This is a genomic window from Acinetobacter sp. Li1LvA2 (assembly GCF_056156705.1).
In genome coordinates, this window is the sequence record NZ_JBSICF010000001.1 from 255,524 (window position 1) to 280,164 (window position 24,641).

A 24,641-nucleotide genomic window follows, 5' to 3' on the forward strand; every position below is an offset into this window, starting at 1 on the left:
AGCAGAATAGGCAAACAACTTTTTAGTTTAGGCAATTTGCATTAATCCTCTCAATTTATACTTTTTCTTAGAAAATATTTTTATGAGATGAATTCATGACAATTGAATATTCTAAATTATTTGAGTCTTTTGCTTTAACGCCAGACATTGAATTGCGTAACCGAATCATTATGGCGCCCATGACAACATGGTCAGCCAATCCTGATGGAACTGTATCAGAGCAAGAGTTACGCTACATTCGACATCGAGTAAGTGGTGTTGGTTTAGTCATTACAGGCTGTACCCATGTACAAGAAAATGGGATTGGCTTTACCAATGAGTTTGCTGCATTTGATGATCGCTTTATACCGAGTCTAAAACAATTAGCTCAAGCTGCAAAAAGTGGCGGAGCGCCAGCAATATTGCAAATTTTCCATGCAGGCAATAAAGCGATACCTGATTTAATTCCAAATGCAGATGTGGTTAGCGCGAGTGTTTTAAAGACACCTACAGGTTCTTTTGTTGATAGCCAGATGATGAGCCGTGCTTTATCACACGATGAAGTTTTAGAAGTTATTCATGCTTTTGGCGAAACAACGCGTAGAGCGATAGAAGCTGGGTTTGATGGCATTGAATTACATGGAGCACATGGATTCTTAATTCAAAATTTCTTCTCGCCGTTGTTTAATCAACGTGAAGATGAATGGGGTGGTTCTTTAGAGAAGCGTATGCGTTTTCCTTTAGAAATTGTAAAAGAAGTAAAACGTGTAATTAAACAATATGCCAAAAGGCCATTTGCTTTGGGTTATCGCATCTCTGTTGAAGAATACGATGAAAATGGATTGCGAATTAGCGACAGTTTGCAGCTTATTAATCGTTTAATTGACTCTAATATCGATTATTTGCATGTTTCATTAACTGATATTTTAAATAGCAAACCTGTCGATAATGTTGATGAAAAACTTACCGTTCAAACTGTCATAGATCATGTGAATTATAGAATTCCTTTAATCTCGGCTGGAAAAATTCGAACACCGCATCAAGCACTCCAGGCATTAGGACTTGGATTGCCTTTAGTCGCAATTGGTAAAGCACTGGTTATAAATCCAGACTGGGTTACATTGGTAGCAAATCATCAGGCCGATCAGATTTCCACAGAATTAGAGCTTGAAAAAGATGCTGAATTACACATTCCAGATCATTTATGGGATGAAATCAAGATAAGAAAGGGATGGTTCCCTATACGTCAACGAGAGCAGGTTTAATCCTGCTCTAAGTTTAGAAACTATGGGTTGGCCATAAACATACACAAGATATCATTCCATCAATAGAGTGTTACCTAATAATTATAATAGTTTGATTTTTTAATTATTTTAACTAAACAATTATTTACTGCATTGATTACAGATGATAAAAATTATTGCAGTTATTGATTGGATTTAAATGTCTTTATGTCTGCCTCTGTTGCCCAAAGAAGCAAAAATATAGATCAGCTTATTCAAAAGGTTTCACATTTTGCCGAAGTTGAAGGTGAGCATGAGTCTATTATTTCGGGGCTTTCTTTTCATAGTCGAATAAGTCCAACTGAGAGTACACATTGTATTTATAGCCTAGGACTAGGGCTTGTTTTACAAGGACAAAAAGAAGTTATTATCGGCGATAAGATTTATCAATGTCGGCAAGGTCAAAGTATGTTGACCACTATTGATTTGCCCGTCACATCTCATGTTGTAGAAGCATCTTTCAAAAAACCATTTTTAGCTCTTTTACTACTATTAGATCTCAAAATGGTAAATGAGGTTGTTGCAGATTTACCTGTAAAAGATTTACCAACTTTTTCTGATGATACACATGAATCTTTTACAGTTGAGTTAGCAGATATACCGCTTATGGATGCTGTGTTCAGATTGGTAAAGTTGATAGATGAACCAGTTATGATTCCACATCTAGCTGATTTAATTAAAAAAGAAATTGTTATAAGACTTTTAAATAGTTCTCAAGGCGTTTATTTACGTCAACTGGTGAAATCTGGCTCGGTCAATCAAAAAATTCATCAAATCGTGAGCTGGCTAAAAAACAATTTTGCTCAACCCATTCGCATGGATGATTTAGCTGAAAAAGCTTTTATGAGTCCATCAACTTTCAGGCAGCATTTTCGTGAAGTAACAGGAATGAGCCCGTTGCAATATCAAAAGCAACTTCGCTTACAAGAAGCTCGTCATTTAATGCTTAATCAAAATCTAGATGTAGGAAGGGCGGCGAGTTTGGTAGGCTACGAAAGTGCATCGCAATTTAGCCGTGAATACTCTCGGTTGTTTGGAGAATCTCCGCAACGTGATATTCAACGTATGAAGCAGAATACATAAATTATTTCTATCTATCATTCTAAATATGAAAGGCATTTCATCTTCGTGCTTGTTAGAAGTAAAAATTATAAAAAGATCATGATTGAACTAGCCAATTTCTTAGCGAGTTCAATTACTATACTGAAAATCAGTTTTCAATCATTTGATTTTAAAAGGATCTTCAATTGCTAGGGTGCCTACATTATCCCAGAAGTTTTGTAGTACAATCTTTAGAGGTCTTAAGATAAAACTAAAAATGGACTACACACATATAGTCCACTGATTATTTACAGCACTAAAAAATGCTTAGCTCTATGAATCCTTTTTAGCTGCAAGCGCTTTGCGGTCAGTTAGACGATCATAGAATGCTGCTGCTTTGAAACCTGTTTTAAATACACACCACTGGAGTGGTTCGGGTAGCGTAGAAGGGGTCTTGTGGTATAAGTTGTTCAGAATAGGGTTTACTACTCCTTTGATTTTCTCGGCAAGAAGTTGTCCCATGAGCGACTGAGTCGCAAGCCCATGTCCCGTACAGCCAGCTGCATAGATAATATTTTGATGTGGCCCAGTTGATCCAACCACAGGCAAAAAGTCATAAGCCACACTAACGTAACCACTCCAGCAGTGCTTAATACCAAGACCTTTCAAGGTTGGGTGACGTTCACGTAATGTCTGTGCTAGTAAAGCATAGGCATCATGATCTGGTATGTTCGGAGTTTTTGAACCGTAAACATAATTCAACTTCTTAACGGTCAACACCATTGTGTTGTGTGCAGTCAGACGATGACTTTCCATCATGAGGTGCGGTGTAATAATACCTTCTCGGCCAGGCCAGCCCAGAGACTCCAATTGCTTTGGAGTTAATTGTTGAGTTTCAATTGCCGACACCCGTATCGGAGCAACTTTATCACGTAGCATTCCCAACTGAGGTGTGAAAGCATTTGTGGTTAACACCATGATGGGTGCGCTGGCACTACCGCGAGCGGTTTTGCAGTTAATGATTGGTCCTTCGCTATAAGAGAGCAATGGTGTTTTTTCATAAATCTTAACACCTGCCTGAATGGCTGCACGGCGTAAACCACTCACGTATTTACCGGGGTTTAGCGTGCCGCCGCGTTGTTCGCTACCAAACAGAAAAGCTGGTGGAATCCCGCGAGCACGCATTTCGGCTTGATCTACAAAGCGAGTACGGGATCCTAGCTCCTCACCAACTCTCATACTGCGGCGTAACCATTTTTCCTGCGAAGGATCTATAACAGCCCGTATAATTCCAGAAGGATTGTAATCACAATCGATGCCTAACTCGACCAGACGCTTTTCAACATAGGTCACGCCCTCATCGTAGAAATTGACAAACTGTTTTGCACGTTCAACGCCGAGGCGCTTGGCGAACACTTCGAATTCAATTCCCATACTACCAAGCAGATAGCCAGCATTACGACCGCTGGCACCGAAACCACCGAACTCTTGCTCAAGTACGATGACTTTTGCACCACGAGCCGTGAGTTCAAGAGCTGTCGACAATCCAGCAAAACCAGCACCAACCACAATGACATCTGCGCTGACCGAACCAACTAACTCAGGTTGAAGGTCGCTAGGCTGTTCTATCCAGCCACCTAAAAGACGAAATGGCATAGATTCAGTGTGGCCACTCATCACTTGTTCATTTGAATAATTCATTCGCTATCCTTCTGTATAACTTCTCAGTGCTAGAGCACCGGCTTTAATCTTTTTTAAAAGCAATGCTCTTAGTACGTTTTACTGGCGGGCTGGAATAAAAGATTGAATGGAAACTTTCTGTGAGCGCTCAAGGGCATCATAGGCGTAATACAACTGAATGATGGCATAGCCCCATGTTACGAAAGCCCAAGTCATGAAAATCATATGGGTATCGTCGCCAGGGATCGGAAAAAAGTCATATACAACTGCTACTGCTAAACTCACCACAGCGGTTATTGTGGTGGCCAATGCATGAAAAATCTCTCCGGCACGTGCTAAGCAAATAATGAAATAGAACAGATAAATCACAAGGATGATCCACATGGTGACGTAAAAATATGGACGTATTTCTTGAAAAAAATCTGCTAGAAAAACCACAAAAGTGCCAGCAAATGAAAATGCGAAGAGCAGAATTTCTTTAAGGGTAGATGGTTTGTAATTATGGGTCAGCGCCATTAGACCAAGTACAGCAATAATCGGCATACCGAAACTACGCGAGAATGAATCGAGAAACATGGTAATTGAAAAATTAATATTTGAACTTGTCAGCATATAAGAGACAAAGTTTGTCGCAGAGAAAGCAACGATCCAACACTCTAAACCAAGCAGGATATTCTTTTTCTTTAGGAATTTAGCGCCGTATATCCAGCCAATAAGTGCTAATACAATACAGGCAACCAGTCCAAAGATATTTACAATTTCCAAAATGGCGGCATGTGTCATTTCACTATTCGTTAAGATTTTTGATGTAGTAGCTTCCGTTTGGCTACCTGCATCAAGGCCAAGAATTTTCATAATATGACTTCCTTATAATTAATTGACTGTCATGTCAGTAAAATAATATGCTATGATGAATTAGTAAACAATTTTTTATTTATGATGATGATGGAAAATAAAATAGGAAGGCCGAGTAAAGCCCAAGAAAGGTCTTATGAAATTCTTCAAGCTGCTGTTTCAGTTGTGGCGAGAGAAGGGCTAGAAGGAATTACTTTTGCCAAAGTAGCGGAAGCTTCAGGCATGCAACGTACTCTCGTACATCATTATTTTTCGTCACGTTCAGATTTAATGAATGCTTTCATTGAACATTACATTTCGAAAATGGGCACTGAGATTATTCATCGTTTTAGTGGGAAACCATTGAGCGAGCGAATCATCATGATGTTCACACCCGAAGTGTATCGGACTCAAGATGATTTAATAGTTTGGTTTGAGTTAGTGGCTCAAAGCGCGAGAAATCCGTTTATCCAGCAGATGCTCCATACACTTTGGACAAAGCATTGGCTTCCAGATTTTGAAAATCAATTGGCACAAGAATATCCAAAAGTGACCCCAGAGGCGATTAGCTCAGCGACCTATGTCATTGTTTGTTTATTTGAAGCTTATTGGGCGTTTAGTATTCAAGGTGTCACTGATCAACAGAGACAAAAGCAAATGGAGCAAACGGTATTAATGATTTTAAATGGGTTAAGCTAATTATCCAATTCACAGTACCTATTTCTTATCTTTTAGAAAAAACATAAAATTTAAAGGCTAATGTCGATGCAGATTAGCCTTTAAAATATTTCTGAAAGATGGGTTATTTATTTAACCCGCCACCCAAGGCTTTATAGAGTTCAATTTGATTATTTAATTTGGTTTGTTCGAGAACCAATAGACCTTGTTGAGCTGCATATGCAGAACGCTGAGCATCTAACACAGTCAAATAACTATCAATTCCAGCTCTAAAACGGGCTGTAGAAAGTTTATAAGTGGTATCGGTTGCAGATACTAAACGGCGCTGGGCGTTTAAACGCTCTTCAATATGAGCATGGGCAGCCAAGGCATCGTTAACTTCACGGAAAGAAGACTGAATCGCTTTTTCGTATTCAGAAAGCGCAATTTTTTGGTCGATCTCTGAAACCTTAATATTGGCTTTACGTGTTCCCCAATCAAAAATAGGCAGGTCTATGCTAGGACCAACTGACCATGCGAAGCCGCCAGATTTAAATAAATCTTTCAGTTCAGTCGATGCATATCCAGCTGAACCCGTAAGTGTGATGGTCGGAAACATGCGGGCTTTTGCCGCACCAATGTTGGCACCAGCTGCACGAAGTTGATATTCAGCGACTTTCAGGTCTGGACGGTTTTGTAGTAAATCGCTACTTAAGCCTGTTGAAAAATTCTTCTCTTGAGTAATTGTTTTAACTGACTGAGTTGGAAGCAGGTTTGATGGAACCGCTTGTCCAGCCAAAAGATTTAACAAGTTTTGCGCTTGTGAAACTTGAGTTTTGTAGTTTGCGACATCATTACGTGCTGTTTCGACAGAAATCTGGGCTTGGCGTAAAGGTATTTCGCTATCAATCCCGACATTAAAGCGCTTTTGATTCAGATTGTACGAATCAAGTTGAGCTTTTAAGGTTTGCTGCGCAAGATTTAAATTTGCTGTAGCAAAAGAATAATTTAACCACGCTTGTGCAACTTGGCTCACCAAACTAATTTGAGTTGAGTCTTTAGCACTCTGTGTTGCAAGGTAATTATTTAATGCTGCATCTTTAAGACTTTGAACACGTCCCCAAAAATCCAGTTCATACGCCGTTACACCCAAACCAACCTGAAACGTAGAGTAAGGATTGTTAGGGTTTACCGAAGGGTTAACTTGCCTAATGGCATTTGCTGTCGCACCAATGGTCGGAAGTTGGTCGTATTTAGTAATTTGGTATTGCTGCTGGGCACGCTCAATATTTAACGCTGCTGTACGTAAATCGCGATTATTATTCAAGCTTATTTCAATGACTTCCAATAATCGTGGATCGGAAAAAAAGGCTTTATATCCTTGTTCAGCAATTGAAGGGCCAGCATAGGTTTCAGCGAAATTTTGAGGAATATTAGATTTAACCGCAGGTTGTGGCGGCTGCATGCTTATACATGCAGTTAAAGTAAATGAGAGTGTGGAAATCATAAATCCACGAGATAAGACAGCCGATTTAGACATGCTTTTCTCCAAATAATAGAATAAATTTAGGCATAAGAGGAGCAAGGGAAATTGATTAATTTCCCTTGCTTTATTTCATTTAAGATTTAATTTTCTGTTTGGAAGAAAACAGTTTTTCGGCTGCACCTAGTACAAAGATGAAGAATACCGGTACAAAGAAAATTGCTAGGATGGTTGCTGAAATCATGCCGCCAAACACACCAGTCCCGAGTGCATGTTGTGTTTCAGAACTTGCACCAGATGCAATCACTAAAGGCACCACACCACAAGTAAAGGCAAGGGAAGTCATCAGAATAGGGCGTAAGCGGAGTTTGGCTGCGGCAACAGTAGCTTCAACTAAACTCATTCCTTCTTCTTTGAGCATCTTGGCGAATTCAACAATCAAAATCGCATTCTTGGCGGAAAGACCGATAATCGTAATCAGGCCAATTTTGAAAAAGACATCATTCATCAGCCCTTTGGTCATAATAGCAATGATCGCTCCAAAAATACCTAATGGCACAACCAACATAACCGATAGCGGAATTGACCAACTTTCATAAAGGGCTGCGAGTACGAGGAATACCACTAACATCGACAAACCAAGCAAGAATGCCATTTGTGATTCTGATTGTTTCTCTTGAAGAGAAATACCAGTCCATTCATAGCCAATCCCTTTTGGTAATTTTGCGATGAGTTGTTCCATTTCACGCATTGCATCACCAGATGAAGTATCGAAGTTAGGAATACCCGCAATACTCAAAGATGGTCGTCCGTTATAGCGATTGTATTGTTGCGGTGCTTTGTTCCATTGAGGTGTCACAACTTCCGATAAAGAAACCAGCTGGCCACTTGCACCCATCACTTTAAGATTCAAAATATCTTGCAATTTCATACGTGATTTTGCTTCAACTTGCACAATCACTTGCTGCATACGACCTTGGTTTGGAAAGTCATTGATATACATTGAACCCATTGACGTTGAGATGATGTCTGACACGTCGGCAAATTTAACGCCAAGTGCATTCAATTTATCTCGGTCAATTTTTAAAGAAATATTGTCTCCTTGAGGTAGGCCTTCATTCCAAACCATATAAAACTTTTTGTTTTTGGCTGCCATTGCCATTAATTGATCTTGGGCAGCAAGTAATGCAGGCATACCTAAGTTGGCCCGATCTTGTAGTCGAAGGCTAAAGCCAGAGAATGTACCTAACTCATCAATGGCTGGAGGTAGAACGGCCATAGATGAACCTTCTTTACTATGAGCCATTGTTTCATTAATTGAGTTAGTCATCTCAGATGCTGACGATTTTCTTTCTTTGAAATCTTTTAGTGTTGTAAAGGCAACGGCAACATTCTGACCTGAACCACCGAAACCCCAACCTAAAATTGACGTATTACTTTTAACATCCGGATTGTCTTGTATGCTTGCTTCAAACTCTTTCACTACATTTTTAGTTCGCTCAGTAGAAGCATCAGATGGAAGTTGGAACGTTGTTAAGAACCAACCTTGATCTTCTTCAGGCATAAATGCTGTTGGCCAAAACTTCATTCCAGCAAAAGTCGCAACTGTAATAATGACAAACAGCACCATCATTGGAATGGTATGTTTGATGACCTTAAAGAGAATGATTTCATACTTTTTAGTAAGGTTATCAAAGGTACGGTCAAACCAAGCAAAGAATCCTTTTTTCTGATGATGTTCATCAATTGGCTTAAGAATTGTCGCGCAGAGTGCAGGGGTTAAAATTAATGCTAACAGCGCCGAGAACAAGATTGACACCGACATGGTCAGCGTAAATTGCTTGTAAATAATCCCAACTGAGCCACTTGCAAACGCCATTGGTAAAAATACGGCTGCAAGTACCAAGGTAATACCAATAATTGGACTGGTGATTTCCTTCATTGCTTTAGAAGTCGCTTCTTTAGGTGGTAAGCCTTCAGTCACCATAATCCTTTCGACATTCTCTACGACTACAATGGCATCATCGACGATAATACCGATCGCGAGCACCATACCAAACATGGTGAGCACGTTAATCGAGAACCCTGCAAGCAACATCACCGAGAATGTTCCTAGCAATGCAATAGGGGCAACAATTGCCGGAATGAGCGTATAACGAACATTATGAAGAAACAGATACATCACAATGAAAACCAAAACCATGGCTTCAATTAGCGTGTGAATTACCTTTTCAATAGAAATTTTGACAAATGGAGCAGTATCGTAAGGAATACTAAATTGCATACCTTCCGGTAAATTGACTTTTAACTCCTCAATTTTGGCTCTGACACCTTCAGCCGTTTTTACAGCATTTGCGCCAGGGCTAAGCTGGATTGCTGCCGCCGTTGCCGGTTTACCATTTTCTAAAATAGCGAAGTTATATGCTTGTGAACCAATTTCAACATTAGCTACATCAGAAAGTCTAATGACACTACCGTTGATCTTACTTTTTAAGCTGATATTTCTGAATTGTTCAACGTCATTTAATTGTCCTTGCGCAGACAAAGGAACCGTGATGAGCTGTCCTTTCTCAGCAGGTAAGTCACCTAAACGGCCTGGAGCGATTTCGACATTATTTTCACGAATTGCCGCATTTACGTCACTAATTGAAAGACCATATGAAACTAACTTGTTTGGATCTACCCAAATACGCATGGCCTTTTCGGCGCCAAATGATTGGACTTTACCAACGCCTTCAACACGTTTTAATTCTTCAACTACATTTCGGACAAGGTAATCGCTCAGATCAACTTCCGAATATTGTCCATTCGGTGAGTTGATTCCGACCAACATTAAGAAACCTGAAGACGAAGCCTCCACTTGTAAACCTTGTTGACGAACAATTTGTGGAAGACGGGCTTCAACAGCTTTAATTTTATTCTGCACATCAACTTGAGCCATATCGACATCTGTACCCGGTTTAAAGGTAGCCGATATTTGAGCCATGCCCGAGGTGTCTGTTGTTGCGCTGTAATAAAGTAAATTTTTAACGCCGGATAGCTCTCTTTCAATCAGAGTCACAACACTATCGTTAATTGTTTTGGGTGTTGCACCTGGGTAGACAGCACTAATGGTGACTTGTGGAGGTGCAACACTAGGGAAGCGTGCTATAGGGAGTTTGGGAATACTGAGTAATCCAAACAAAATAATGAAAATTGCAATTACCCATGCAAATACGGGGCGACGAATGAAAAATTGTGACATCATCATTGAGCTCCTTGAGTAATGGGTGCTTTCCACTTACTTATTTCAAGCTTTTGATTCGGTTGAATTCTATCAATTCCTTCAACGATGACTTTGTCACCTACTTTGAGTCCTTTATTCACTAAGTAGAACTGTTCATATTGTTGTCCAAGTTCGATCGGACGGATGTCTGCCAAACCTTTAGCATTAATGACATAAACCTGTGGGTCACCATTGTTATTACGCTGGATTGCTTGAGAAGGCACAAGAAGGGCTTGAGGGACGGATGCTCGGTCAATATTGACACGCACGTACATTCCAGGAAGTAGTTTTCGTTCCGGGTTGTTCACTACAATACGAATCGTGACATCGCCTGTTTCCGGATCTACATTAATATCTTCAAACAGCATTTTTGCGCTGACGTTGTAGAATTGACCATGGCTATTAGCAATACGAACGGTTTTATCGCTATTGGCAGATAATTCGCCGTTTTGTAATGCAGTTTGTAAGCGCTCGTATTCACCAATAGATTGCTTTACATCAACATAAACTTTGTCAATCTGTTGTATGGTCGCCAAATTCTTCGTATCACCTTGGCTGACTAAAGCACCTTCAGTCACAAATGATTGCCCAATACGACCAGAGATTGGCGCACGTACTGTTGCGTATTGCAGATTCAGGTTTTGACGGGTGAGTAGAGCTTTCATTTGTGCGACATCAGCTAAAGCTTGGCGATATTCAGCCTGAGCATTACTGACTTCTTGTTTACTAATTGCATTACTTGGTAACAGTTGTTCATAGCGTTCCAACTGGACCTTTAAACGTGTAACCTCAGCTTCGGCTTTATTGAGAGAAGCCTTGTTGCTATTTACATCAGCCTGAAAAGTCTCAGCATTAATTTTGTATAAGGCTTGCCCAGCTTTTACTTCACTACCTTGAGTAAATAATACTTTTTCGATAATACCGCCGACTTGCGGACGAATTTCAGCAGTACGGAAGGCTTGAACACGAGCTGGGAGGTTCTCGCTAAAATTAACGGATTGTGGCTGGAGACTTAATACACTGACTTTCGCCGGTGGAACTTCTGGTTGTTTAGCCTCTTCGGAACTACAACCTTGGATGACTAGCCCAATAGATAAAAATAATGGAAGTAAAAGATGCTTTTGCATACTGTCCAAACCTAGGGAGTTTTTGATGTTGTTATTATTTTGGGTAAGTGTGTAATCAAGATCTTTGAAATGTGGAAAAAGTGTGGAGATCAGCACATAAATAAGCGTATTATGACGTTTGTCTGAAATTTTTCGATGATTTACCTATGTTCGAAGCTTCATTTTCTTTTGATTGCCGTGATAAACAAATTCTTGTTGTAGAAGATGAATATGATATAGGAGACATTATTGAACAATATTTAAAACGTGAAGGCATGCGAGTTATTCGGGCAATGAACGGTAAGCAGGCAATCGAAATTCATGCATCACAACCCATTGATTTGATTTTACTTGATATTAAATTACCTGAACTCAATGGTTGGGAAGTGCTCAGTAAAATTCGTCAAAAAGCACAAACACCTGTCATTATGCTGACTGCATTAGATCAGGATATTGATAAGGTGATGGCCTTACGAATCGGTGCAGATGATTTTGTGGTTAAGCCTTTCAATCCGAATGAAGTGGTTGCACGTGTGCAGGCTGTTTTAAGAAGAACCCATCAGAACAAACAAGCTGCTGTCAAAAATCTGTTTTATAAAAATATTGAAATCAATACCGAGATTCATAGTGTCTATATCAATCAGCTAGATAAGAAAATCTTACTCAACCTGACGTTAACTGAATATAAAATACTACTCTTAATGATTAATCAGCCCCATAGGGTATTTACTCGAGGTGAGTTAATGACTCAATGCTTGCCCGATAGTGATGCTTTAGAAAGAACGGTTGATAGCCATGTCAGTAAGTTAAGAAAAAAACTAGAAGAGCACGGGCTTGAACACATGCTTATTAATGTCCGCGGTGTCGGATATAGATTAGATCATCCCCAACAATAATAGGATTAGATAGAAAAAATCCAACATGCTAAAAGTTGAGAAAAGACAATGAAAAATAAATTAGGGATTAATAAGCAATTTTTTATTGCTTTTAGTATGGTAAATTTAAGTATCACTTTATTGTCTGTATTTCTAGGCTATGTTGTTTATAACTATGCAATTGATCATGGCTGGATTTCATTAAGTTCCCTGCAAGGAGACTTTACAGATTTCCATCTGGTTGACTGGATTTGGCTAGGTACAGTCATTTTATGTGGTTCAATTATTTCTTTAATTATTGGGATGCAGTTAGCAAAAAGATTTATTGTGCCCATTAATTCATTGGCAGATGCCGCGAATAAAATTAGTGAGGGTGATTTGTCTGCCCGAGCAAATGATCAAAAAGTCCACTCCACAGAGATTTATACATTAATTTTAAATTTTAATGATATGGCTCAAAAGCTTGAAAGTTCTGTACACAATGCACAAGTATGGAATGCTGCTATTGCCCATGAATTAAGAACACCAATCACAATTCTGCAAGGTAGATTACAAGGGATTGTAGATGGAGTTTTTAAAGCTGAGCCTGAACTCATCCGAAGTTTGTTGAATCAAGTAGAGGGACTATCGCATCTTGTAGAAGACTTGAGAACATTGAGCTTATTTGAAAATAAACAGCTTAAGTTAAATATTGAGTCAGTTGATTTTTTGAGATGCGTTGAAAAAGTAATACGGATGTTTGATGAAAAACTTAGACAATCAAATTTTACTATAACTTATGATATTGCTAATGAGTTGGTATCTTGCGATGCAAGACGTATGGAGCAAGTCTTAATCGCATTGATTGATAATGCAATTAGATACTCTAATCCTGGAGTTTTAAAAATTAAGTCTTCAGTTGAACAAGGACAATGGATTTTAGAAATAGTCGATGAAGGTCCGGGTATTCCAGTTGAATATCAAAAAGAATTATTCAATCCTTTTTATAGAGTGGAGCAGTCCAGAAATAAAGCTTTAGGAGGAACAGGGTTAGGTTTGGCAGTTGTGCAAGCCATTGTTTTAGCTCACTCAGGCACCATTCGATATGAAAATCGCAGTCCAAATAGTGCTTTTATTATTCAAGTAAAAACAATTGCTTAATATAAGATATTTATAGTTTTCAATAAAAGAAAGAAACCTCTATGAATAGAAATTTCTTTCTTTTGGCTATCTTAGATATTAAGTGTTATATGATTCCAGTCGTTTTAAAATCCTGAACATTTAACATATCGATTGGGCTCATCATCTTACCTTCATGTTCGACAAATCCAACAAATGTTGTACTCATATTCCAGCCGAGCAATCCTCTTAGCTCATCTGGAAAGCTTTTAATTATTTCGGTTGATAGAGATAAATAATGGTTTTCTTCCTGTCGTAGAAAGCCAAGATCATAAGACATGGTCAATCCTATACGAGGCGCATGGCTTACATTAGCTCCGCCACCATGATAGGTAGAGCCAATCCATATTAAAGCATCTCCAGCTTTCATTTCAGCCGCGATCGTTTCGTCTTCTTTAGGTACTCTTTGATCATCCCACAAATGGCTGGCAGGGATGACGCGTGTAGCACCATTTTCTTCAGTAAAATCAGTGACGGCAAACATAATTTGTACCCTAGCTTCACGACCATAACCCGGATGTTGCCACATCCATACAGTATCGTCACGATGTAAAGGTTGTGCTTTTTGACCTGGCCAAATTTGAATCGCTTGAGTCACACCAACCTGAATGTCTGGATATAATTCAATTCTATTTTCACCACTCCAAGCCTGTAGTGGGGTTTGGAGAATCGCTTTTGCTGTATCTAAAAATACTGGATTCATTGCCACCAATGGCATTTGTGGTAAGCGCGCAAATAAGCGGCTCATTCGGCGGGTCTTTGTACCTGCAAAATATTCATCTTCGCCGTCTGGAATCAACTCTAATTGCTGAGATAATGTTTGATAAATATCTTGGGTATTTTCATCATTTAAAAAATTTTCAATGATGACACCACCATCTCTTTTAATAATCGAAACGATTTCATCGATTTGTGTATCTTTGCTTAATTTAACGAGTGACATAAGATTTCCTTATCCTTTCTGATTAAGAATATTTCAAATAAATTTATTAGCTTTTAGGCATATTTGTTTTAGGGGCAAATAACTGCTTTAAAAATTCAATTTGGTCATTTAGTATCTTGCCGTGCCAAGATTCCGTATAGAAATCAAAATGATCAATTGGATATTCCAGTAGTTTAGAAGGCCCTTGAATTAGGCTTGCCGTTTTTCGAGCTGGGTCAGGTGGGGCAATTTGGTCATTCGAACCGACTTGAATCAAAGTAGGGCACTTAACATTTTTGGCAAAAGTAACTGGACGGTTGTATGAGACTTCTAGAGCTGCACGAGCACAGACTTCATTACGCCAAGTTGGACCCGCCATTGCGGTATAGCTTTCTTCAGCACCTGGGGTACTAATCATGGCAGCAGTACCAGGTTGCCCAACAATTGGAATAAGATGCGGAGGGCGTTGCGCTATGGCATGAATTAAATCCTTTATGCCATGACCTATAGCCGTTGTTATTTGCTTTATCCCTCCATATTGGAAAACTTGTTTTAAAGCTGCTAAACCATCTGTAGCAGGGTTCATGGAGATAACCGCTGATATTTTAGGGTCTTGTGCAGCAACTACAACGACATGACCACCCGAATACGAAGTACCCCATAGTACAATCCGATCTTGATCAACGAATGGTAAACTTCGTGCAGCTGCGATCGCTGCATGATAATCCTCACGTTGGTTAATATAGGATACATGTTGTCTAGGTAAGCCTGCTGACTCGCCAAATCCACGATAATCAAATACGAATGTATCAAAACCTGCTTGGCTGAACGGCTCGGCAAAATCTAACAATCCTGTATCTTTTGTACCACCAAAGCCTGTTGCCATAATAATGCAAGGTCGACCTTCAGAGGTCATGAACTCTTCTGAAGTTGAAGGGATATACCATGCAGAACAGGTAACTCCTTTGCTTATAAATTTAATATTTTCCATCATATTTTCCCTAATTGATCTTTCTCTCTTACTCGTACTTTAGATAAGAGATGAAAATGTAAATCGCCGTTGTTAAGCTTGGATTTTTATTTGTGCTGTCAGAGGTTCTTCTGTGATGACGTGGAGTTTTTTCTTGATTTGAGGATTTGAAAACAGCAACTCTTTATCAAAAACAGAACCTTTATGGAGTCGTTCAAGATCGAATTTATAATCTTGTTTTACAATCCATGGGCCTTGTGTACCTGCCATTGGAAATTGTGCAATGCTTCGTTGGATGTAGCCTGAGTTCAAATCTACAAATGGAATACGTTTCATGTTTTTATCACTAATTACAGGCGTGAATGTTCCGTACTTATTTTCATCCATGTAATCCAGTAATCTACAAAAGTGTTTCCAGACCAAATCAACTTTTAAAGTCCATGCAAGATTGGTATAGCCAAATGCAAAGGCGAAGTTAGGAACATCAGAGAGCATCATTGACTTGAAAATAGTGGTCTCTGGGTAATTAATTTTTTTCCCATCCACAATTAATTGAGTCTTACTAAATGCGACTGCGTTTAGACCTGTTGCGGTCACAATAATATCGGCTTCTAATGTTTTACCCGATTTAAGCAAAATACCATCTTTGGTAAAACGCTCAATATGATCGGTTACTACAGAAGCTTTTCCAGCAGAAATTGCTTTAAACATATCTCCGTCTGGTACAACACATAAGCGTTCATCCCATGGATTGTATTTGGGAGAAAAATGAGTGGCGACATCAAAGTCTTTTGGGAGGTTTCGTTGTACATCTGAGATTAAAAAGCGACGCATGAGTTTCGGAAAACGACGACTTAAATTGTAGACACCTCGAGTCAAGGCAATATTTTTACGGCGGATAAGATCGAAAGCACGTTGTGGTGAGAAAACACGATTGAGCGCGTTCGCGATTGAATCTGTACTTGGGGCAGCCATGACATAACTTGGCGATCTTTGAAGCATCGTGATGTGCTCAACATCCTGAGCCATCGCTGGAATTAAGGTAACCGCTGTAGCACCACTACCAATGACCACGACTTTTTTGCCAGAATAATTTAGGTTCTCTGGCCATTGTTGAGGGTGGATGATTTGCCCTTGAAATTCCTCGGTTCCTTTAAACTCAGGTGTATAACCTGCGTTATAGTCATAATAACCATTACCCATGAGTAAGAAACGCGAACGGAAAGTGGTTAAACTTTTTTGATCTTTACGTTTTACTTTAACTGTCCAAACGCCTTCTTGCGATGAGAATTCGGCACTTGTCATATAGTGACCAAATCGAATATGAGATTCAATCTCGTTTTCAGTGATCGTTTCTTTTAAATAATCACAGATCATTTGAGCACTGCCAAAAACCCTTTTATTGGTCCAAGGCTTAAAGCCAAATGCAAAAGATTGCATGTCTGAATCTGAGCGAATACCTGGATAACGGAACAGGCTCCATGTACCTCCAATTTCATCACGGCCTTCTAGCATAGTGAATGTTGTATTCGGTCTATATTTTTTTAAATGGTAGGCTGCACTAATACCTGAGATTCCTGCACCGATAATTAAAACATCAGTAATAGTATTTTGATCTGATGTACTCATATCTTTTTCCTCTTCACACAATTTTAATAAATTGAGCATCAGTTAGATTATCTAAGATGATGATTTTTATAATCTTCATCTTCCCTGATGAACAAAGTCCTTGATCCAATCCACTTTCACTTCGATTTAAATCTAAGTGAGGTTTAGGTATGTGTGAATATTATTAAGCTAATAATTACACACTGTCAATGACTGCGTGTAATTATTGCTTGCAACATAGATAGACTAATTAATATAATCTTGTGGAGGAAAAATTTTTTAATTTAAGGTTTTGATTTTTATAAATTATATTTTGTTTTTAATTAAGTGATTTCTTCTTGTATTACGTCATTAGCATATGTGATAAGAGGGGGTAAAGACTTGTCGAAAGAATTTTTAATACCTACAATGACGCCATGCTAAAAGGAAATAGGACAATATGACAACCTCTCGCCGTAGACCTAAACATGATCCAAAAGAATCTGAGCGAGAAATATTAGAAGCTGCTGAACAGTTTTTAAATGAGCATCATTTTCGTGACCTCAATATTGATGAGGTCATGCGACGTACAGGTTTAAAACGTCCGGCTTTTTATGTCCATTTCCGTGATAAACACGATCTTACGCTCCGTCTTGTTGAGAATATCGCTAGAGAATTGTTCAATATCACAGAACGGTGGTTGGCAGGAAATAATCTTCAAGACGATCTGGAGCGTGCCTTAGTCGACTCTATAAATGTCTATATAGAACATGGTCGTTTATTAAGGGCCTTTGTCGAAGCGGCAAGTGGAGATGAACGTGTTGATAGCGTCTATCGAACTATAATTCAAGACTTTATCAAGGCCGCTGCTCAACATATAAGAGCAGAACAGCAAGCAGGAAATATTAAACAAGATTTAGATGTCGACGAAACAGCGAAAGCGCTGATCTGGTTGGAAGAGCGTTATCTTTCAGAAGCATTCGGGCGCTCATCTCCTGTAGAACCTGAAGTCGTTATCCGTGTACTTCGAAATATTTGGACTTCAACACTTTACGTGAACAAATAAAAATTCCACCTATAAGTTTAATCGATTTTAGATTTAAAAATATTTTACTTATCAGCTGATTATATTGAAAATTATAAACAAAGATAACAGACCCTTATTAATTACACAGAGTCATTGACATAGTGTAATTAATTTTGTAGCTTGTATTTTGTTCATCAAAATTACTCGCAGTAATTGAAGTGAATGAATAAATTGCTAGGTAATTAGTGATTTAAAAAAATTATAATTTAAGGATAAATAATGGAAAAATCTCTAAACAAGGATTGTGCTGAGTTAAGATTGCACTTGGAAATCGTAAAAAATACTTTCGGAAACGACCCGAATAAATATTTCTTTAGCCGAAAATTTCAGATGAAATCTGGGTTAATGATATTTAGCGTAATTGGTATTTGTTTTAGTAGTTATAGTCACGCTTCAGCACTTGACCAGTCAGGGCAGTCAATACTGCCATTTTTAGAGGCTGGTAATTATGCAGAAGCAAATGCTTTCGCTGTTGATCCTTCTGTTTCTGGCGTAGTTCATGATCGTCCGGATCTTGTTCGACCTAACCAGAGTCGTGATACAGGAAATATTGGGCAAGACAATCAATTTTATACTGCTGCATTAAAGCTACAACTTACAGACCAATTCAGTTTTGGTTTACTTTACGATCAGCCTTTTGCTGCAAAAACAGCTTATCCACTTCTTCCTAATAATAGTTATTCAGATGATGCCAGCCGTGAAGGTACTTCTGTAAATGTAAAAAGCCAAAATTTAAGTTTTATTTTGGGTTATTCACCTATTAAAAACTTTCAAGTTTATGGCGGACCTGTCTATCAAACTGTAGAAGGTGATGTCTCTTTCAGAGGAATGGCATATACCGAAGCTTTTAATGGATACAATGCTAAATTTAAAGAAAAGGGAGAATTGGGTTGGCTCGTAGGAGGAAGTTATCAAATTCCGGAAGTTGCGCTTAAAGCGGCTGTAACTTACCGTTCAAAAATTAAATATGATTTTCAAGTAGATGAAAACATCTTTGGTGAGCCATTACAATATACTGCGCCAGCAAAGACAAAAGTCGAAACGCCTCAATCAGTAAATATAGATTTTCAAACAGGTATTGCTGAAAAGACGCTTGCTTATATGAGTCTGAGATGGGTGAATTGGAAAAAATTTAATATTCGTCCAGTGCAATACGATGCTCTTACAGCAAACTATATGGATACATTAACTAGTGGAGCATACAAACAAGGCATTGATTTGGATTCTTACCAGAAAGATCAATATACAGTGACTCTGGGACTGGGACGTCAGTTAACTGAACGGTGGAGCATTGCATCTGATATGGGGTGGGACTCAGGTACGGGTAATCCTGCTTCAACGCTTGGACCAATGAAAGGCTATTGGTCTTTTGGTCTTGGTGCTCAATTTAACCCAATGCCTAACTATTTTATTGCTGCTGGCGTAAAATATTTCTGGTTAGGAAATACTAAAGCTGAAGGTGGTGGCTATTATTTACCAATCGAAGGTATAAAAGAGTTTTCAGAGCAGGCTGAGTTTAAAAATAATCACGCAATTGCATATGCGTTAAAATTTGGATATCGGTTTTAAATTGGGAAGAGTAGTTAAATTCAACTACTCTTATTCTCAAGCTTTAATTAATCTTTACTTAAGAATATCCTTAATTATGTAATTAAATGAAAAACAATAATTAATTAAATAATTTCTAGCCAATTTCACATTGACACCTTAATTTTTGAAGATTACCATTTGCCTGCTGGCCACATTGCCAGTCGGTCGTCGCAGACCGCATAATAACTCCCGCATCAGAGCCATTCCTTCTGAGGAACAGCCTTGTGTGGTGAACTACTCGTTCCCTCCCGTAGCGGTAGGACGGGAGAGGGACACCTACGGGTGTGCTAGTTTGAGTTATTACTAGTCTGCGAACCCTCTTCCGTTCTGCCACCATAATTTAAAATGTCTGGCAGAACTCCCTATAGAAGGAGTTGGCTTTGCACATTCATTATTTCTTGGCAGTTCTTGCCAAAAGCTATAACGACACAACTTAAAAATTTAAAGCAGCTTGATCACCCAAAGATTTTCAGGCTTTAAGTCATTACGGCTCAAAAAAACTTGCATCAACAATAAAACTTGAGATGTGCCAGGCACAGTCTTACGGCTTTGCTATGCCTTTTTTTCTCCCCAAAAAATATCTCATTTAGAAACAACAAGAATTTATAACGGTAAAACTATGTCAAATTTAGAAATCTCTTCCAAAAAATTACAGGTTATTCGTACCGCGATACACTTATTTACCACCCATGGTTTTCACACAGCGGGAATAGACCTGATTGTGAAAGAGTCCGAAATAACCAAAAGCACTTTTTATCATTATTTTCAGTCCAAAGAGCACCTGATTGAAATGTGTATCGCCTTTCAAAAGAGACTCCTTAAAGAACAAGTGCTGTCAATTATTTATTCAAACCGATACTACACTTCAAGCGATAAACTCAAAGAAATTGTGCGTTTACATGTCTGCTTTAATAGCCTGTACCACTTATTACTCAAAGCCATATTTGAAATTAAACTCGTTTATTCGCAAGGTTACCGTATGGCGATTGAATATCGAAAATGGCTACTTCATGAGATTTTTGATCTGATTTTTAGTCTAGAAACTTGTGCAATAAAACCCGATGTCAACATGGTGTTAAACCTAATCGATGGCTTGATGATGCAATTTCTAAGTTCCAATAGTTTGGAAGAAAGAGATGTCATGCTAGAGCTATTTTTTAAAACAAGCCCTTGAATATAAAAAATAATTTAAAAAGATGCTGTGACGAGTAAACCAGAAGTGCCGTGCGATAAATCAAAAAATAATCTTTTGACTTTGTGGGGAGAATATTGTTATTTTATTTTTTACGTTATTCATAAATTAATTACGAATAACGTAATTAAAATGAAAATAATTGAAAGCGCAACATGGAGAAGGGATGACCATGAAAGAAGTTGCATTAAGTGATTTGATCAATCAGCAGAAAGTTGGACGCTATCAGAAATTTATTTTGTTTACCTGTTTATTGCTGATGATTATGGATGGATATGACATTCAGTCTATGGCTTACGCAGCTCCAATGATTATAGAAGAATGGGGCGTTCATAAAACCATGTTAGGCGTTGTGTTTAGCGCCAGCTTATTTGGTTTGTTTGTCGGATCATTTTTATTAAGTTCACTTTCCGATCGATTTGGCCGTCGCCCCATATTACTGATCTCAACCTTTATGTTCTCCATATTGATGCTGGTCACACCACATGTCGGCAATATTGAGCAATTGACTGCAATCCGCTTTGTTACAGGAATTTTTTTAGGAGGCATCATGCCAAATGTTATGGCTTATAGCTCCGAAATTGTTCCATATAAATCTCGTATTTTCACCATGATGGTCATTTCTTGTGGCTATACGGTCGGGGCAATGTTGGGAGGAGGCATATCCGCCTTATTGGTTCCTTGGGGAGGATGGCAGGCGATTTTCTATTTTGGTGGTATTGTTCCTTTAATTATTTTCTTTATCACGTTGTTTAAGCTGCCAGAGTCTTTATATTTTTTAAGTGAAAATAGTAAAAACACGCCCAAAATTTTGTTTTGGTTAAAGAAATTTTATCCTGCATTAACATTTAATTCAGAGATGAAAATCATTAATAGGACTGAAGTTCAGGTTAAGAAGTCACCGCTTGAGTTATTTAAAAATAAGCGTGCGTTTTTTACCTATTCCATCTGGATCATCAGTATTTTAAACATGATCAGTCTCTATTTTCTGGCGAACTGGCTACCGACTTTGTCTAAAGAGTCAGGGCTTTCATTAAATCAGGCATTGATGATCGGCTCCACTCTACAATTAGGCGGTACGATTGGTAGCATTGTAATGGGCCTTAAAATCGATAAGACCGGATTTTATAAAGTATTAATTCCTGTTTTTTTGGTTGCAGTGATTAGTGTTGCTTTAATTGGCTATGCTGTTAGCCATATCGTTTTATTATTTTTCATCATTTTTATTGCTGGCTTTGCGATTGTTGGTGGGCAACCTGCCATTAATGCGCTGTCTGCAAGTTATTACCCGGTTTCACTTCGTACCACTGGGGTGGGCTGGAGTATTGGGATTGCCCGTTTGGGTTCGGTCATTGGGCCGTTATTTGGTGGCTATCTTTCTCAATTTCTGGTCATTACCCATTTATTTGTAATTGCTGCAATACCTTCGTTGTTCGTTATTATCATGCTGATGATTCAGGCTAAATATCGGTCATAGCGTTACAAGAGAATGAGTGGGAGAGGTTGCTTGAGTATTCCTTACTACAATTAGAGATGTGAGAGTCGAGAGGGCTCTCACATTTAAACTTGATTGTGCCAAGCTAGTTAATCAAATCTTTACAGCTCTAGATATTTTTTCAAATAGTGACCTGTGAATGATTTTTCTGCGGAGAGCAAACAGGTAACAGTTCCAGAGAACACCAATTCACCACCTTTGTCACCAGCTAATGGACCAATATCAATAATCCAATCTGCTTGGCTAATAATGTCTAGATTATGTTCAATAACGATGATCGTATTGCCTTTTTCAACTAAGCTATTTAATAAACTAATCAATTTTTCAGTATCAGAAGGGTGTAAGCCTGTACTCGGCTCATCTAATACAAAAATATTATCTGTTTCATTGAGTTCTTTTGAGAGTTTTAATCTTTGGCGCTCGCCACCTGAGAAAGTATTTAAGCGTTGGCCAATTGCAATATAGTCTAAGCCCAAGCTTACCAATGAATTAAATTGCTGCTGTAAATTACGATCTTCAAAAAAGTGGCTGGCTTCTGTAACAGTCATTTTCAAGATTTCAGCAATGTTTTTATCTTTATAGTGATACTTTAATACCTCTGGGGCATATCCTGAGCCGTGACAAAGGTCACATGTCATTTCAACATCATCTAAAAATGCGAGTTCAATTTTCTCGATACCTGATCCTTTACATTGAGGACAGGCACCTTCGCTGTTAAAACTAAAAAGCTTAGCACTCACTTTATTTGCTTTTGCAAATAGTTGGCGAATCGGATCAAGAAGGTCTAGATAGGTCAGTAAATTTGACCGAATGCTTGCAGTAATTGTAGATTGATCAATCACTTTTGTTTCAGGATATTGTTGCGGTAAGACTTTACTGATTAACGTACTTTTTCCAGAGCCCGCAACACCTGTAATAACGCTTAGACAATTTTTGGGAATGTCGACATCAATATTTTTTAGATTGAATAAATGAGCATTTTTAATCGAAATCCATTCATTACTCATACGTGGCATTTTCTTATAGGTATTTTGTCTTTTAAAAAACTGGCCTGTTAAACCTGATGAGTTCTTTAATTCTTCGAAAGTTCCTTGGTAAATGATTTGACCACCATTGGCACCAGAAAGAGGCCCCATATCAATGACATGGTCAGCTGTTCTAATTAGATCTGGGTCATGTTCAACCAGTAAAACACTATTTCCTTTATCTCTAATCTTTTGAATGATTTTAATAATATTATCTAAATCTTTTGGATGCAGCCCAATACTTGGCTCGTCAAAAATGTAGAGTAGATCAACTAGACTATTACCCAAATGTTTAACCATCTTAATTCGTTGTGATTCACCGCCCGATAATGTATTGCTCACACGATTAAGGTTTAAATAACTGAGACCAACTAAATTTAAGTTACTCAGCTTATTAATGAGCTCATGTAAAACAGTTTCAAATTTCTCACTTTTTATAGACTCTATAAACTCTAAAAGCATTGATACAGATAGAGCTGTACATTCAGCAATATTTTTACCGTTAATTTTACAAGATAAAGATTTTTGATTAAGTCGTTGGCCTTTACACAAAGAACATTCTTTGGTTGTAATAATTTGCTCAAGCTTATTCCCATAACGATTTCTTTCCCGTGTTTCTCCCTTTAAAAAGTTACGTTCAAATCTGGTCACCAATCCTTCGTAAAGTGCAGTTTTTCTCCATTTACTTGTTGGATTCAAAGGTTTGTGTTGAGGAGCATACAACAACAAGTCCCATTCTTTTTCACTATAATCTTTTAACTTTTTATTTAAGTCGAAATAACCTGAATCTGCATATCGCGTCCAACGCCATGCAGTAGGTTGATAGGTAGGAAAATTGATAGCGCCTTCTTCATTTAAGGATTTATCTAAATCTAATATTTTATAAATATCAATTGTTTGCTCTAAACCAATACCTTCGCATTGTGGACACATCCCATTGGGATGATTAAAAGAAAAAACATTCGAATATCCTACAAATGGTTCACCCATACGTGAAAATAATAAGCGAAGATTGGCGTAAATATCTGTAATTGTTGCAACGGTTGAGCGGATGTTACCCGTTAAACGTTTTTGATTAATAATGACAGGTACATTTAAATTCTCAATTTTATCAACGTCAGCTACGCCAAAATGCTGTAAACGATTGCGGACAAAACTATCTTGAGTTTCATTAATTTGTCTTTGTGCTTCTGCGCCAATGGTTTCAAAAACTAAAGAAGATTTACCTGAGCCAGAGACACCAGTAAAGACAACAATTTCATGTTTTGGGATTTTTAATGAAATATTTTTAAGGTTATTTTGTCGGGCTCCATAAATATTTATTGTTCTTTTAGTCATGTGTGATCACTTGAACTTAGGGGTTTATAGTAAAAGTAAAATAAAATTTCTGAAAAGCGTGTAGATGTTTCTTA

At 38.2% G+C, this 24,641-nt stretch carries 18 protein-coding genes; 9 read left to right on the forward strand and 9 right to left on the reverse strand.

What is annotated here, in order from left to right; all coding sequences use genetic code 11:
* Positions 1-95: 95 nt before the first annotated feature.
* Positions 96-1,244, forward strand: coding sequence for an NADH-dependent flavin oxidoreductase (locus ACS604_RS01195; RefSeq protein ID WP_474769560.1), 1,149 nt, complete (start codon positions 96-98; stop codon positions 1,242-1,244).
* Positions 1,245-1,430: 186 nt separating this feature from the next.
* Entirely contained in the window at positions 1,431-2,345 is a 915-nt protein-coding gene (locus ACS604_RS01200; RefSeq protein ID WP_474769561.1) for an AraC family transcriptional regulator, read from the forward strand.
* Positions 2,346-2,636: 291 nt separating this feature from the next.
* Here the strand turns inward: ACS604_RS01200 and ACS604_RS01205 are convergent, their stop codons facing one another.
* Entirely contained in the window at positions 2,637-4,004 is a 1,368-nt protein-coding gene (locus ACS604_RS01205) for an NAD(P)/FAD-dependent oxidoreductase (RefSeq protein WP_474769562.1), read from the reverse strand.
* A 78-nt stretch (positions 4,005-4,082) separates the two neighbouring features.
* The gene (locus ACS604_RS01210) at positions 4,083-4,838 is read right to left on the reverse strand and encodes a hypothetical protein (RefSeq protein ID WP_474769563.1); all 756 of its coding nucleotides are present in this window, start codon (positions 4,836-4,838) and stop codon (positions 4,083-4,085) included.
* An 81-nt stretch (positions 4,839-4,919) separates the two neighbouring features.
* Here ACS604_RS01210 and ACS604_RS01215 point away from each other — a divergent pair, with 81 nt between their 5' ends.
* Positions 4,920-5,516 carry a TetR/AcrR family transcriptional regulator gene (locus tag ACS604_RS01215; RefSeq protein ID WP_474769564.1) on the forward strand — a complete coding sequence of 199 codons (597 nt, stop codon included), beginning with the start codon at positions 4,920-4,922 and terminating at the stop codon, positions 5,514-5,516.
* A 103-nt stretch (positions 5,517-5,619) separates the two neighbouring features.
* Here the strand turns inward: ACS604_RS01215 and adeC are convergent, their stop codons facing one another.
* From adeC to ACS604_RS01230, 3 genes are all read right to left on the reverse strand, one after another.
* On the reverse strand, positions 5,620-7,014 hold the full coding sequence (gene adeC / locus ACS604_RS01220; RefSeq protein ID WP_474769565.1) for an AdeC/AdeK/OprM family multidrug efflux complex outer membrane factor: 1,395 nt from the start codon (positions 7,012-7,014) through the stop codon (positions 5,620-5,622).
* A 79-nt stretch (positions 7,015-7,093) separates the two neighbouring features.
* Positions 7,094-10,204 carry an AdeB/AdeJ family multidrug efflux RND transporter permease subunit gene (locus tag ACS604_RS01225; RefSeq protein WP_474769566.1) on the reverse strand — a complete coding sequence of 1,037 codons (3,111 nt, stop codon included), beginning with the start codon at positions 10,202-10,204 and terminating at the stop codon, positions 7,094-7,096.
* Positions 10,204-11,349 (reverse strand): efflux RND transporter periplasmic adaptor subunit, encoded by a 1,146-nt coding sequence (locus ACS604_RS01230; protein ID WP_474769567.1) that lies wholly within the window; start codon positions 11,347-11,349, stop codon positions 10,204-10,206. The genes ACS604_RS01225 and ACS604_RS01230 overlap by 1 nt, the downstream gene beginning before the upstream one ends.
* Before the next feature lie 146 nt (positions 11,350-11,495).
* Between ACS604_RS01230 and adeR the strand changes: the two genes are divergently transcribed.
* Positions 11,496-12,224 (forward strand): efflux system response regulator transcription factor AdeR, encoded by a 729-nt coding sequence (adeR, locus tag ACS604_RS01235; RefSeq protein WP_151962842.1) that lies wholly within the window; start codon positions 11,496-11,498, stop codon positions 12,222-12,224.
* A gap of 48 nt (positions 12,225-12,272) precedes the next feature.
* Positions 12,273-13,343: a two-component sensor histidine kinase AdeS gene (gene adeS, locus ACS604_RS01240; RefSeq protein WP_474769569.1), complete on the forward strand. Its 1,071-nt coding sequence runs from the start codon at positions 12,273-12,275 to the stop codon at positions 13,341-13,343.
* Positions 13,344-13,428: 85 nt separating this feature from the next.
* Here the strand turns inward: adeS and ACS604_RS01245 are convergent, their stop codons facing one another.
* The 3 genes from ACS604_RS01245 to ACS604_RS01255 all read right to left on the reverse strand — a co-directional run bounded on the left by ACS604_RS01245 (position 13,429) and on the right by ACS604_RS01255 (position 16,882).
* The gene (locus ACS604_RS01245) at positions 13,429-14,304 is read right to left on the reverse strand and encodes a phytanoyl-CoA dioxygenase family protein (protein ID WP_107879905.1); all 876 of its coding nucleotides are present in this window, start codon (positions 14,302-14,304) and stop codon (positions 13,429-13,431) included.
* Positions 14,305-14,350: 46 nt separating this feature from the next.
* Positions 14,351-15,274, reverse strand: a complete 924-nt coding sequence (locus ACS604_RS01250; protein WP_474769571.1) for an alpha/beta hydrolase — start codon at positions 15,272-15,274, stop codon at positions 14,351-14,353.
* Positions 15,275-15,346: 72 nt separating this feature from the next.
* Positions 15,347-16,882, reverse strand: coding sequence for a flavin-containing monooxygenase (locus ACS604_RS01255; protein WP_474769573.1), 1,536 nt, complete (start codon positions 16,880-16,882; stop codon positions 15,347-15,349).
* Between the two features lie 418 nt (positions 16,883-17,300).
* Between ACS604_RS01255 and ACS604_RS01260 the strand changes: the two genes are divergently transcribed.
* The 4 genes from ACS604_RS01260 to ACS604_RS01275 all read left to right on the forward strand — a co-directional run bounded on the left by ACS604_RS01260 (position 17,301) and on the right by ACS604_RS01275 (position 22,186).
* Positions 17,301-17,906, forward strand: coding sequence for a TetR/AcrR family transcriptional regulator (locus ACS604_RS01260; RefSeq protein WP_151962838.1), 606 nt, complete (start codon positions 17,301-17,303; stop codon positions 17,904-17,906).
* A gap of 351 nt (positions 17,907-18,257) precedes the next feature.
* The gene (locus ACS604_RS01265) at positions 18,258-19,496 is read left to right on the forward strand and encodes an outer membrane protein transport protein (protein ID WP_474770336.1); all 1,239 of its coding nucleotides are present in this window, start codon (positions 18,258-18,260) and stop codon (positions 19,494-19,496) included.
* A gap of 640 nt (positions 19,497-20,136) precedes the next feature.
* Positions 20,137-20,691 carry a TetR/AcrR family transcriptional regulator gene (locus tag ACS604_RS01270; RefSeq protein ID WP_474769574.1) on the forward strand — a complete coding sequence of 185 codons (555 nt, stop codon included), beginning with the start codon at positions 20,137-20,139 and terminating at the stop codon, positions 20,689-20,691.
* Positions 20,692-20,881: 190 nt separating this feature from the next.
* Positions 20,882-22,186 (forward strand): MFS transporter, encoded by a 1,305-nt coding sequence (locus tag ACS604_RS01275; RefSeq protein ID WP_443273981.1) that lies wholly within the window; start codon positions 20,882-20,884, stop codon positions 22,184-22,186.
* 119 nt (positions 22,187-22,305) lie between these two features.
* Here the strand turns inward: ACS604_RS01275 and ACS604_RS01280 are convergent, their stop codons facing one another.
* Positions 22,306-24,567, reverse strand: coding sequence for an ATP-binding cassette domain-containing protein (locus ACS604_RS01280; RefSeq protein ID WP_474769575.1), 2,262 nt, complete (start codon positions 24,565-24,567; stop codon positions 22,306-22,308).
* Positions 24,568-24,641 lie beyond the last annotated feature (74 nt).

Coding starts and splice junctions, on each gene's coding strand:
- ACS604_RS01195 (WP_474769560.1), top strand. CDS start 96: ATGACAATTGAATATTCTAAATTATTTGAGTCTTTTGCTTTAACGCCA.
- ACS604_RS01200 (WP_474769561.1), top strand. CDS start 1,431: ATGTCTGCCTCTGTTGCCCAAAGAAGCAAAAATATAGATCAGCTTATT.
- ACS604_RS01205 (WP_474769562.1), bottom strand. CDS start 4,004: ATGAATTATTCAAATGAACAAGTGATGAGTGGCCACACTGAATCTATG.
- ACS604_RS01210 (WP_474769563.1), bottom strand. CDS start 4,838: ATGAAAATTCTTGGCCTTGATGCAGGTAGCCAAACGGAAGCTACTACA.
- ACS604_RS01215 (WP_474769564.1), top strand. CDS start 4,920: ATGATGATGATGGAAAATAAAATAGGAAGGCCGAGTAAAGCCCAAGAA.
- adeC (WP_474769565.1), bottom strand. CDS start 7,014: ATGTCTAAATCGGCTGTCTTATCTCGTGGATTTATGATTTCCACACTC.
- ACS604_RS01225 (WP_474769566.1), bottom strand. CDS start 10,204: ATGATGTCACAATTTTTCATTCGTCGCCCCGTATTTGCATGGGTAATT.
- ACS604_RS01230 (WP_474769567.1), bottom strand. CDS start 11,349: ATGCAAAAGCATCTTTTACTTCCATTATTTTTATCTATTGGGCTAGTC.
- adeR (WP_151962842.1), top strand. CDS start 11,496: ATGTTCGAAGCTTCATTTTCTTTTGATTGCCGTGATAAACAAATTCTT.
- adeS (WP_474769569.1), top strand. CDS start 12,273: ATGAAAAATAAATTAGGGATTAATAAGCAATTTTTTATTGCTTTTAGT.
- ACS604_RS01245 (WP_107879905.1), bottom strand. CDS start 14,304: ATGTCACTCGTTAAATTAAGCAAAGATACACAAATCGATGAAATCGTT.
- ACS604_RS01250 (WP_474769571.1), bottom strand. CDS start 15,274: ATGGAAAATATTAAATTTATAAGCAAAGGAGTTACCTGTTCTGCATGG.
- ACS604_RS01255 (WP_474769573.1), bottom strand. CDS start 16,882: ATGAGTACATCAGATCAAAATACTATTACTGATGTTTTAATTATCGGT.
- ACS604_RS01260 (WP_151962838.1), top strand. CDS start 17,301: ATGACAACCTCTCGCCGTAGACCTAAACATGATCCAAAAGAATCTGAG.
- ACS604_RS01265 (WP_474770336.1), top strand. CDS start 18,258: ATGAAATCTGGGTTAATGATATTTAGCGTAATTGGTATTTGTTTTAGT.
- ACS604_RS01270 (WP_474769574.1), top strand. CDS start 20,137: ATGTCAAATTTAGAAATCTCTTCCAAAAAATTACAGGTTATTCGTACC.
- ACS604_RS01275 (WP_443273981.1), top strand. CDS start 20,882: ATGAAAGAAGTTGCATTAAGTGATTTGATCAATCAGCAGAAAGTTGGA.
- ACS604_RS01280 (WP_474769575.1), bottom strand. CDS start 24,567: ATGACTAAAAGAACAATAAATATTTATGGAGCCCGACAAAATAACCTT.